The sequence below is a fragment of the Lysinibacillus boronitolerans JCM 21713 = 10a = NBRC 103108 genome (assembly GCF_000772935.1).
In the GTDB taxonomy this organism is placed as follows: domain Bacteria; phylum Bacillota; class Bacilli; order Bacillales_A; family Planococcaceae; genus Lysinibacillus; species Lysinibacillus boronitolerans.
The window spans coordinates 222685-234182 of record NZ_JPVR01000080.1; the positions used below are offsets into that span (position 1 = coordinate 222685).

Consider the following 11498-nt stretch of genomic DNA (forward strand, 5'->3'; position numbering starts at 1 on the left):
AAATAATCACTTCGTAAGACCACTTTCGACCAAAATAAAAAGATATCTCTCATTTGTCATTCACCCTTCTTTTAAATAGCAACACATTTCCAAACATAAATAGTATGCCAATACTTAGAAAAATACCTCTCTTTACATTAAATAGCAGATCAGTCATTTGATGTTGTAGATAATCAGGATTAAACCATATAGAAAAATAAGGAGAATTTAAATAAATACTGAATACCAAATATACTATTAGTAAAATGTGTAGATATACAGTACGTTTCAAATAAAAGGAAATGAAAAAGCTAAAGGTAATGCTGTAGAAAATAGAAAGGAAGACTTGAAACAATGTAATTAATAAAATGCTAATAGGAATTTTATTTGCATAAAAAATAAAAAAAATTACATAGAAGAAAAATAGATAAACTGAAACAAAAAGAAGAACTGCTACGATTTTTCCAACTATATACATCGCTCTATTTGTCAATTTTAGTAGGATGACTGCTCTTTCAAATGATTGAAGATACCCTTTCCAAACATATGAAACCATACTCGGTATTAAAATAAGTAAAAATACCATTTGTAACTGAAGTGTTCCATACCATTTCTCAATAATCGTTTCCTGAGTATCTAAGTTATTCATTATAATTGGAAGAACCAACATTATAAGTATAAGAAAGACGGAAATAGCTCTACTCTTTATGAGTCTTTTTAATTCAAAGTTTATTAAAAAAGGTAATTCTCTCATACGGTTAACTCTTTTCTATTTATATAAATATATGCATCCTCTAAAGTAGGCTCTGTCGATATACTTCCTTGTAACGGATTATCTGCAATGTAACGAATCTCAATACTGCTGCCTTTATCTTGTAAAGATACAAATAAATCCACATGAGGTATTTCATCATCTAAAATATTATAAAGCCATACCTTCCCTCGAACTTTATTAATAAGGTCTATTGTACTACCGAAGTAATTCACTTTTCCTTTTTGTAGCACCATCAAATTTTTACATGTAGAAGCAATATCCTGTACAATATGTGTTGAAAGCAGAATGATTTTATCTCGACTAATCCGAGTAATTAAATTTCGAAAGGAAATGCGCTCATGAGGGTCTAAACCTACTGTTGGTTCATCAATGAGTATTATTTTGGGATTACCAATTAAAGCTTGAGCAATGCCAAATCTTTGTTTCATACCACCCGAAAGTTCTTGAATATATTTTTTTTGTTCGCTTAATAGCCCCACCTCTTGAAGTCTTAAGTTTATTTCCTGTTTTCGGCTTTCGCTATTATTCATTCCTTTTAATTTACATAAATAATCAAATGACTCTTCTAAAGTAACCTTTGGAAAAAAATCAAACTTCTGGGGGAGATAACCCAATATTTCACAAACCTTAAGTGGTTCTTTTTTTACATTTAGCCCTGCAACTTCAATTTCTCCGTCATCAAATGGAAGTAATGTAGAGATTATTTCCATCAATGTTGTTTTTCCTGCTCCGTTTTCCCCTAATAAACCAAATACACCATTATGAATTTCTAAGGAGACATTATCTAGTACCTTTATATTTTTATAAATTTTTGTTAAATTTTTAATTTTGATTTCCATTTTTAACAAACTCTCTTGTATTTTTCTTTTCTAATAATAATTCTCTTTGTTCATCTGATAAACGTAAATATAAATGCAAGGTAGCTTCTAATTGCTTTTGTGTTAAAATGCAATAATGTAAAGGTGGTGTCGTTACTTTACCTGTTGATTCTAAATTTTCATGGTGACACCCACCCCCACATAAATTTTTTGCCCAGCATTTGTTACAATTTAATCTATTTGAAACATGTGCTTCTTCTAAAAATTTTGACCTAGCAATTGAATAGGTTCCTTCAAAAATATTTCCTTGTTTATACTCTTTATTATTGACAAAACGATGACAAGGATATAAATCACCATTAATATCAACTGCTAAAAAATTAACCTCTGCACCACAAAAATATGTTGATTCGTGTCCAATATGAATACGTTCTAAATTCTTCATTATATTATTGAGTTTGACTGCTTTAGAATATTCTCTTCTATTAACTAAATACTCGAAATAATAAATTAATTCATTATAACTTTTAGACAATTCAATGAATTGATCTTCTGTAAACATCTGCATAGCTGGGGCAGCATATATACTTCTAAAATTCAAATCGAATAAATGCTCATATATATTTACCAAATCAACATTATTCGGAGTAATGGTTGCCCTAACTCCTAATTGTTTTTGCTCCCTTAATTCTTTTGTTCTGTTTAAAATAACATCATAACTTCCCTTTTTATTTCCATAAAAGCGATTTATGTCATGCTCGCTTTTAGTCCCATCAACACTTACTTGAACAGCGATGTTATTGTCTAAAATAAATTTTGTGATTTCTTTATTTATTAGCGTTCCATTACATGTCATACTAAAGCCTATTTTTTTATTATGTAATTTTACTTTGTGATTTGCATATTCTACTACTTGCTTAATTACTGGAAAATTTAATAAAGGTTCACCCCCAAAAAATACAATGGATAGATCATCACGATCACCTGACTGTTCTAGCAAATAGTCAATTGCTGATTTTGCTGTCATTATAGACATTCTGCCTTTTTCGTTATATTCTCCGTCACCAGCGTAACAATATTTACATCGTAAATTACATTCTTGCACCATCATTAATGTGAGTGCACTTATGTTTTTAACATTTTCTTCGTTAACAGCATTACTTTCAGTAGTATCATTGATAATCCTATTTTCTATTAGTGATTGAATAATATTATTAAATTCATTTTCAGCTATTTTTTCTTTTAATTGATTAAAAACTTCCACTATGCTTTTGTTGTCACTTGATAAAATAGAATAAACAATATCATCTATTTCAAATAAACCATTAGTATTCGGTACATAAATATATTTTTTATGATTAACTTCTAACTCTTTAAAACTTGATACTTTAATTTTTTTCTCCATAGATTCAATCATAAATACCCTCCATTTCTTTGATACAATGTAGAGTAAATAATGATTTTACTCTACATTGCAAAATAAAAAATTAAGCACTTGTTTTAACCGTCTGTATCTTTTCTAAAACAAGTTTCCCAGCCTCCAGCACATCCCCAATCCATAGCATCACACTTATTGCAATAATCTTTTGCATCACAAAAAACACACCATTTAGATCTAGAACTAGCACTATTAAAACCATGATTAATTCTCTTGAGCATTTTTTCACCTCCTCAAACCGCTTATAACTACAACAAAACAATTAATTATTAGGTACTAATATGTAAATATTAATTTGTTTTGTAGTTCAAATTTAACAAAATTTCTCAAATGAGGTATCCGTATTTTCCGCAATCATAGTGAAATTTTAATTATTATTTTGAAAAATTGTCACTTTTTACATTTGATTAAACGGTATTTTTTATCCAGAATATAGAATAAAATGGAATTTGTTGATACGATATCTTCTGAAAATAAATAGGGGGGAGTATTACATATGATAAAGTTAACACCTAAAGAATATGAGATTTTAGAGCGTATTGCTGAGGACAAAACCAATAATGAGATTAGTTTAGAATTAGGTATGAGTAGGAGAACAGTGGAATATCATATATCTTCTATTATTCGCAAATTAAATGCTGAAACTCGTTTAGGTGCTGTTGTAACAGCTATTAAACTAGGCTTACTAAGTATCAAATAAATTTTCAACTCATGAAAGATTTAATTTTGGAGAAATCCCTTTATATGACACTCCATTAAACTGCTCTGTTAGTTAAGAACGAACAAAACAAAAAAATAGACCAAACATATTTATGTGTATAATATGTCTGGTCTATTAATTTTAATCGAGTTGGAAGTTGTCATTCCAAGATAAGGAACTCTTTCTTTTTTACTCACACTTTATTTAAATTCTAATTCTCCATCATAAGCCAGCATGCCGCCTTCAAGGTTGGTTACATCAAATCCTTGTGCTTCTAAGTAAGCACACGCATTGGCAGAACGAGCTCCAGCCTTACATACAATAATATATGGCTTTTCTATATCTAATTCCTCTAAACGTTCAGGGATTGTTCCAAGTGCAATATGCTGAGCGCCTGGGATCATACCATGTGCTACTTCATCCTCTTCACGAACATCGATAATATATAGGTCCTCATTTGCATCTAAAAGATCTAATAATTCTGTTGTTTCCATTGTTTTCATTAACTTCGTCCTCCAAAATATCAAATTCCACTATCATTATAGCTTGTAGCAAAAAAAACAGCCAGTGTGGAGAACACTAACTGTTTTACAATCTTTTTATACGTCTGTCTCTAAAAACTCTATTTGTTTTGCTGGAACGAATGTAGAAATGGCATGCTTGTAGATTAGGTGCTGCTTATTTTCAGCATCTAATAGTAATACTGTAAAATTATCATATGATTTCACGGTCCCTTTTAACTGAAATCCGTTTAATAGAAATACAGTTACAAAAACACTGTTTTTACGTAGTTGGTTCAAGAACGTATCTTGCAAATTGATTGATTTCATCAAATAGCCTCCCTACTAACTTTCTACCTCTTCATTCCTATAGTAGCACGTTCTACCAATTTATCAATTAGTAATTTTTAGAAATTTTTCTTTATTCTTATAATCGGTCATCTGGCGTAATAAAATGAACATCCATTTTATTGCGGAAATAAGTAAGTTGTCTTTTTGCATAGCGACGGGAATTTTGTTTTAAGCTATCAATGGCTTCCTCTAAGGTACATTTGCCATCTAAATAATCATACAATTCCTTGTACCCAATAGCTTGTATAGATTGCACACCTCGGATATTTTGCTGCCATAATCCCTTCACCTCTTGCAGAAGACCATTTTCCATCATTAAATCAACCCGACGATTAATACGGTCATATAGCACGTCACGGGACATGTTTTGACCTAGACCTAAAATAACATGGTTGTAAAGAGGCATTTCCCCTCGATTTTGCGCTTCTGCTGCTTTCGATACACCACTTAATTCCAGCATTTCTAAAGCACGAATAACACGTCGTGTATTGTTTGGGTGGATTGTCTCCGCTGTTTGAGGGTCGAGTTGTTTTAATTTATCATGCATTGCCTCAGGGCCAAGCTTTGCTAATTCCTCATAATAGGCTTTACGTGCTTCTTCATCTACTTTTTCATCAGTAAATTGGAAATCATAGAGGACAGCTTGTACATATAAGCCAGAGCCTCCTACTATTATAGGTAATTTTTGACGAGCTTGAATTTCCGCGATCTTCGCACGTACTAATTTTTGATAATCTGCTACTGAAAAAGATTCTGTCGGCTCTAAAAAGCTTAGTAAATGATGTGGAACGCCCTCCATCTCTTCTTCAGTAATTTTAGCTGTCCCAATATCGAGCCCTTTATAAATTTGCATGGAGTCACCATTAATGACTTCACCGTTATATTTTTTTGCCAGTTCAATGCTTAAAGCCGTTTTACCAGAGGCAGTCGGTCCTACTATTGCTACGACCTCTGCCTGCTGCAATTTAGTTTCTATCATATTTTTCTAACCACCGTAATAAAACTTGAAAGACTGCTTCTTGATTGTCTTCATTTAAAATTTCATGTCGTTTTTCCTCGAATAAATAAACCGTTACATCCTCTACACCTACCGCTACCAATTGCTCAGCAACTTTATAAACACCTAGCCCCTGTTCACCGACTGGATCTTTACTGCCACTTATCAAGAGAATAGGAAGATCTTTTCTTACTTTTGCTAATTCTTTTTTACGATTTAGCGTAGCAAAGCCGGTTGTCAAATCAACGAAAAATTGATTCGTTGGAATGAAGCCACAATAGGGATCGTCTATATACTTTTGCACCTCTTGTTGTACTGAACATAACCAATCATAGGCAGTCTTTGGATTCGGAAATTGCTTATTAAAGCTACCAAAGCTCAGTTGATTTAACAGCTTACTTTCAGTTTCTTTCCCTAGTCCCTTAGCTAAAGCTTTGGCTACTAGATTTCCTACAGCATGCAAGGCTGTCACATTCCCAGTGCCACAGAGAATAACATTGTCTACTTGCTCTCCGTATAATTGGATATAGCGTCTAGTAATAAAAGAACCCATACTATGGCCAAAGACAATAAAAGGTACATTAGGATATGGTGCGTGGAGTTGTGTAATCACTTCATGAGCATCTTTTACAACACGCTCAAAGCCGTTTTCTTCAGCAAAAAAGCCCAATGTCCCATTATATGCTGCCGTTTCACCATGCCCGCGGTGATCGTGCATCGTCACAACATAGCCTGCTGCGTTGAGTGTTTTCGCAAATGTTAAATAGCGACCGCTGTGCTCTGCCATGCCATGCAAAATGTGAATATGTCCAATACATGGCGTTGAAGGCTCCAATGTTCGAGTGAAGACAAATTGTTCATCCGACATTTGTATATAACGCTCCATCCCTTACTCCCCTTCTTTCACAAAATTTGTTGCATCGTTAATGGCTTGCTCTAATTCAGCAATATACCTATTTTTTTGCTCCTCCGTATAATTCAAGCGTTGTTGCATCACCTGAATCACTTGCTGTTTATAAAGCTTTACTGCTTCAATATCGAAGTATAATAAACCAGTTCGACGAATAAAGAAGTCGCTTGGTGTATAGACCATTTCGGCCTCAATGCCATACAGTAGCATCGCATGTAAGGCAAGAGGCATTGTACTACCATGTTCATGTAAAAATTTCACGCGATCAAATAAGGCATCTACATTCGTGCCATACTTTTGTACAAGCTGCTTGGCTTCATCATAATTTAAGCCATACTGTACGCCTTCTCGTGCTTTATAGGCAATATAGTCAGGGAAATTTATAGCGTTAATTCCCTTTGCACCGGAAAGTGCTAGCTCACGTGTTAAACAGGCACTTGCATGCTTGTAACGACGGGCCTTCACAATTTTATCGACAATCGTTTCAGCCATTTGGCGATAGCCCGTAAGCTTGCCACCAGCGATTGTCATTAAACCACTTGGCGCTGTCCAAATTTCATCTTTCCTTGAAATTTCTGATGGATCCTTGCCTTTTTCATAAATCAGTGGTCTTACGCCTGCCCAAGAGGATTCTATTGTGTCTCTTGTAATAGTAGCTGTTGGAAAGACCTTTTTTGCAGCATCAATTAGATAATCCACATCTTGCTGAGTCGCCACAGGGTGTACAGGATTACCCTCAAAGACAGTATCCGTCGTCCCTACATAGGCTTTGCCATCTCGTGGAATAGCAAAGGCCATGCGACCATCAGCAATATCAAAATAAACGGCTTGCTTTAGTGGAAAATCCTTTTGTTTGATGACAATATGAACGCCCTTTGTTAGACGTAATTGCTTGTTATCTGCTACTTTATCTTTTTGTCGTACGTCATCAACCCATGGGCCTGTCGCATTCACAATTTGTGCAGCATGGACATCCAGCATTCTCCCCGTGACATGATCCTTCACTTTAATGCCAACAAGCTTTTTCTTTTCGTAGATAAATTCCGTCATTTCCGCATAATTGAGGCAAAGTGCTCCATATTCTGCAGCCTTTTTTAATACTTCAATTGTTAGACGGGCATCATCTGTACGGTACTCTACATAATAGCCACCACCAACTAAGCCATCTTGATTGAGTAAAGGCTCTAATGCCAGGGTTTCCTGCGCGTTTAACATCGTTCGACGTTCATGTTTTTTGACACCTGCTAAGCGGTCATAGACCTTTAAAGCCATAGATGTTGTGAACGGACCGAGTGAACCCTTTTTATATAAAGGTAATAGCATTTTTTCAGGCGTTGTGACATGTACCGCATTATCATAAACAATTTCACGCTCTCTCCCTACTTCTGCTACAACTCCCACATCAAATTGCTTTAAATAACGTAGACCGCCGTGAATCAGTTTGGTTGAACGACTTGACGTACCAGCTGAAAAATCCTGCATATCAATTAATGCGACAGAAAGGCCTCTTGATGCGGCATCTAATGCAATTCCTGCACCTGTAATACCACCACCAATGACTAATACGTCAAAGCTATAGTGCTCTAGATAATATATAATTTTTGGTCGCTGCTCAAATGAAAACATACCTTTCTCCCCCAATAGCTATGATTTAAAAATTCGTGTTGCCTCAACAGCCTTCTGCCAGCCTGTATACAGAGCCATGGCTTGCACTTCATCCATGTGAGGTTGGTAGGTTTGCCCACTCACCCATAATGAGGATAAAGCCTCTTGGTTTGGCCAAAAGCTTGTCGCCAGTCCTGCTAAATAGGCTGCACCGAGGGCTGTCGACTCATTCAATTTTGCTAGTTCTACTTGTAGCTGTAAAACATCACTTTGGAACTGCATTAAAAATTGATTTTTGACAGCTCCACCATCTACACGGAGTACTTCAATCGGAGTACCTGCTGCTTCTTCCATTGCATCTAGTACATCTTTCGTTTGATAGGCTAATGATTCTAGTGTTGCTCGAATAAAATGTTCTTTTGACGTTCCTCGTGTTAACCCAAAAATGGCGCCACGTGCATCTGTATCCCAGTAAGGTGTACCGAGTCCAACAAAGGCAGGGACAACATAGACGCCATCCGTATTGTCTACTTTTCTAGCATAGGTTTCTGAATCCTCTGCTGTACGAATCATCCGTAGTCCATCGCGTAGCCATTGGATAGCTGATCCTGCTACAAACACACTACCCTCCAATGCATAGGTCACTGTCCCATCTATTCCCCACGCAATGGTCGTTAGTAAACCATTTTCAGATGTCACTGCCTGCTGTCCTGTATTTAAAAGCATAAAGCAGCCAGTGCCATACGTGTTTTTCGCCATTCCTTTGGTAAAACAAGTTTGTCCAAAAAGTGCGGCTTGCTGATCACCCGCAATACCAGCTATCGGAATTTTTTCTCCAAAAAATATACTTGGAGCCGTTTCTGTGTATATTTCTGATGAATTTCTCACTTCTGGAAGCATGGACATCGGAATAGCTAAAAGCTCGCAAAGTTCCTTATCCCACTGCAATTCATGAATATTGTAGAGCATTGTTCGAGCTGCATTTGAGTAATCGGTCACATGGGCCTTTCCCTTTGATAATCGCCAAACAATCCATGAGTCAATCGTCCCAAATAATAAATCGCCATTGTCTGCCTTTTCACGCGCACCTTCAACATTATCTAAGATCCATTTAATTTTAGTCGCTGAAAAATAGGCATCTAAGCGTAGCCCTGTCTTTTGCTGGAAACGTTCTTCATGTCCTTGTTCTTTTAATGCATTCACTATGTCCTGTGTTTGACGTGATTGCCAGACAATCGCATTGTAAATCGGCTGACCTGTGTGTTTATCCCACACCACTGTTGTTTCGCGCTGATTGGTAATGCCGATCGCATGAACCTCACTTGCTTCATAGCCACTTTCGGTTAATACAGCCGCAATTACGGACAAGATAGATCCCCATATTTCATTTGCATTATGCTCTACCCAGCCAGCCTTTGGAAAAATTTGTTGAAATTCCTTTTGTGCTACATGAACAATTTGACCTTTTTTATTAAATAAAATGGCTCTTGAACTTGTCGTTCCTTGATCAATCGCTAAAATAAATTCGCCCATCCATTTTCCCCCTCTCCCTTACATAACCCGTTTAAACATTTTTTCCACTTCATACGAAGTAAAGTGAATAAGCACTGGACGTCCGTGTGGGCATGTAAATGGATTATCTGCATTGCGTAAATCTCGTAGCAATGTTTCCATTTGCTCTTTTGTTAAATAATGATTGGCTTTGATCGATTTTTTACAGCTCATCATAATCGCTGCTGCCTCACGTAGCTTTTTGATATCAGCCTTTTTAGTTGTCAGCACCTGTTCAATTAAATCCTCAATGATTTCCTGTTCCTCCCCTTGTGGGAACCAACTCGGGTGTTCACGCACAACAAAAGATGACTGTCCAAATTCCTCTAAAAATACGCCTACAGCTTCTAATTCATGCCTGTGTTCTCGTAAGATCAATGCCTCATCGGCTGCATAATGGAATGTTAATGGTAACAATAATGCCTGACGTTCATGAGGATTGACTTGACCGACTTTTTCACGGAAAAATTCGTATTTAATACGTTCCTGTGCAGCATGCTGATCAATTAAATAAAAACCATCCTCCATCTGCGCGACAATGTATGTGCCATGGATTTGCCCTACTACTTCGAGTTCAGGAAAGGGTTCCTTTGTAGGCGCCTCTTCCAATACTTCGGAATGTGCCACTATAGTTACTTCATCTTTTATTTCAGCCTCCATTTGAGGTGTAGGCTGCCAACTTTCCTCTCGAACAGTAGAAATAGGCTTAGGTTCAACTATCTGCTCACAATTATTTTCTTGAATGGTTTGGACATCATATAATTTTTCTACGATGGCATTCATTTTCTCCACATCCATCTTGGGAGCAGGCTTCCAAATGTTTAATTGCTCAGTAGCTGGTTTAACGATTTTTTCTTTCTTTTCCATTTGCGGGACTCGAATAATGTTGCGTATTGTTTCACGAATGGTTTCTTCTATTAGCTTCAAAAGCTCAGGCTCTTTACTTAAACGAATTTGATGTTTTGCAGGATGCACATTCACGTCTGTTAAGTAAGGATCACCTTTTATAAATAGAACAACTATCGGGTAGCGCTCAATAGGTAAATACGTATGGAAGGCATCCACAATAGCCTTTTGTACTAAATAATGCTTGACCCAACGACCATTTACAAATAGGGACATATAATTTTTAGAAGCACGTGTTACCTCTGGCAAGGTTACAAAGCCAGAAATTTGATAATCATGTGACTCGCCTTGGAAAGACACCATTTTCTTGGCATTATGTACACCATAAATAGCAGCAAGTACTTGTTGTACATCTCCTCGGCCATTTGTTTGTAGTAATTGTTGACCATTATGCAGTAATCTGAAAGCAATTTGTGGGTTACCAAGTGCGAGGCGATTCATCAGGTCTATTGTATGCCCAAGTTCAGTTTGAATGGTTTTCATATATTTTAAGCGCGCGGGTGTATTAAAGAATAGCTGTGATACAGTTAAATCAGTCCCTTTACGCAACGGACCAGGCTTATGAGTGAGGATATGTCCACCTTCAAGCTCTAAATGTGTGCCAGATTCACCATTTGATGTAATCAATGTCATTTTAGAAACAGAAGCAATGGATGCTAAAGCCTCACCACGGAAGCCAAGTGTCCGGATACGGAATAAATCATGTTCCTGATGAATTTTACTAGTAGCATGACGAGAGAATGACATGAGTGCATCCTCTTCATCCATACCGCTACCATTATCTATTACTTGAATGGAAGTGAGACCCGCTTCTAGTAAAAAAACATCAATGGACGTACTTCCAGCATCAATAGCATTTTCCACAAGCTCTTTGACAACAGAAGCTGGCCTTTCTACTACCTCTCCTGCTGCGATTTTATTAGATAGCCATTCGTCCATAATTTGTATGTTTCCCACTAACGTATCAC

11 protein-coding genes and 1 pseudogene are annotated in these 11498 nt (G+C 36.4%); 1 reads left to right on the plus strand and 11 read right to left on the minus strand.

Annotated elements, in window-relative coordinates:
- Nucleotides 1-49 precede the first annotated feature (49 nt).
- From CD31_RS19565 to papA, 4 genes are all read right to left on the minus strand, one after another.
- The gene (locus tag CD31_RS19565) at nucleotides 50-733 is read right to left on the minus strand and encodes a hypothetical protein (RefSeq protein WP_036080249.1); all 684 of its coding nucleotides are present in this window, start codon (nucleotides 731-733) and stop codon (nucleotides 50-52) included.
- Nucleotides 730-1593: an ATP-binding cassette domain-containing protein gene (locus tag CD31_RS19570; RefSeq protein WP_036080252.1), complete on the minus strand. Its 864-nt coding sequence runs from the start codon at nucleotides 1591-1593 to the stop codon at nucleotides 730-732. Before CD31_RS19570 ends, CD31_RS19565 begins: the two co-directional genes overlap by 4 nt.
- Nucleotides 1577-2989: a PapB family radical SAM/SPASM ranthipeptide maturase gene (papB, locus tag CD31_RS19575; RefSeq protein ID WP_036080255.1), complete on the minus strand. Its 1413-nt coding sequence runs from the start codon at nucleotides 2987-2989 to the stop codon at nucleotides 1577-1579. The genes CD31_RS19570 and papB overlap by 17 nt, the downstream gene beginning before the upstream one ends.
- Nucleotides 2990-3072: 83 nt before the next feature.
- Entirely contained in the window at nucleotides 3073-3231 is a 159-nt protein-coding gene (papA, locus tag CD31_RS23375; protein WP_156113266.1) for a freyrasin family ranthipeptide, read from the minus strand.
- Between the two features lie 284 nt (nucleotides 3232-3515).
- Here papA and CD31_RS19580 point away from each other — a divergent pair.
- Nucleotides 3516-3710: pseudogene (locus CD31_RS19580) on the plus strand (response regulator transcription factor); the annotation flags it as partial.
- Nucleotides 3711-3910: 200 nt separating this feature from the next.
- On the opposite strand, the gene CD31_RS19585 reads toward CD31_RS19580, so the two are convergent.
- The 7 genes from CD31_RS19585 to mutL all read right to left on the minus strand — a co-directional run bounded on the left by CD31_RS19585 (nucleotide 3911) and on the right by mutL (nucleotide 11487).
- Nucleotides 3911-4213 (minus strand): rhodanese-like domain-containing protein, encoded by a 303-nt coding sequence (locus CD31_RS19585; RefSeq protein WP_036080258.1) that lies wholly within the window; start codon nucleotides 4211-4213, stop codon nucleotides 3911-3913.
- Between the two features lie 96 nt (nucleotides 4214-4309).
- Nucleotides 4310-4540 carry an RNA chaperone Hfq gene (hfq, locus tag CD31_RS19590; RefSeq protein ID WP_036080261.1) on the minus strand — a complete coding sequence of 77 codons (231 nt, stop codon included), beginning with the start codon at nucleotides 4538-4540 and terminating at the stop codon, nucleotides 4310-4312.
- Nucleotides 4541-4637: 97 nt separating this feature from the next.
- On the minus strand, nucleotides 4638-5540 hold the full coding sequence (gene miaA / locus CD31_RS19595; protein WP_036080264.1) for a tRNA (adenosine(37)-N6)-dimethylallyltransferase MiaA: 903 nt from the start codon (nucleotides 5538-5540) through the stop codon (nucleotides 4638-4640).
- Nucleotides 5527-6444: an alpha/beta hydrolase gene (locus CD31_RS19600; protein ID WP_036080266.1), complete on the minus strand. Its 918-nt coding sequence runs from the start codon at nucleotides 6442-6444 to the stop codon at nucleotides 5527-5529. The genes miaA and CD31_RS19600 overlap by 14 nt, the downstream gene beginning before the upstream one ends.
- Nucleotides 6445-6447: 3 nt before the next feature.
- Complete coding sequence (locus CD31_RS19605) at nucleotides 6448-8094, minus strand: glycerol-3-phosphate dehydrogenase/oxidase (protein ID WP_036080268.1); 1647 nt, start codon at nucleotides 8092-8094, stop codon at nucleotides 6448-6450.
- 18 nt (nucleotides 8095-8112) lie between these two features.
- Nucleotides 8113-9606, minus strand: a complete 1494-nt coding sequence (gene glpK, locus CD31_RS19610; RefSeq protein WP_036080270.1) for a glycerol kinase GlpK — start codon at nucleotides 9604-9606, stop codon at nucleotides 8113-8115.
- Nucleotides 9607-9624: 18 nt separating this feature from the next.
- Nucleotides 9625-11487 carry a DNA mismatch repair endonuclease MutL gene (gene mutL / locus CD31_RS19615; protein WP_016991956.1) on the minus strand — a complete coding sequence of 621 codons (1863 nt, stop codon included), beginning with the start codon at nucleotides 11485-11487 and terminating at the stop codon, nucleotides 9625-9627.
- Nucleotides 11488-11498: the final 11 nt, after the last annotated feature.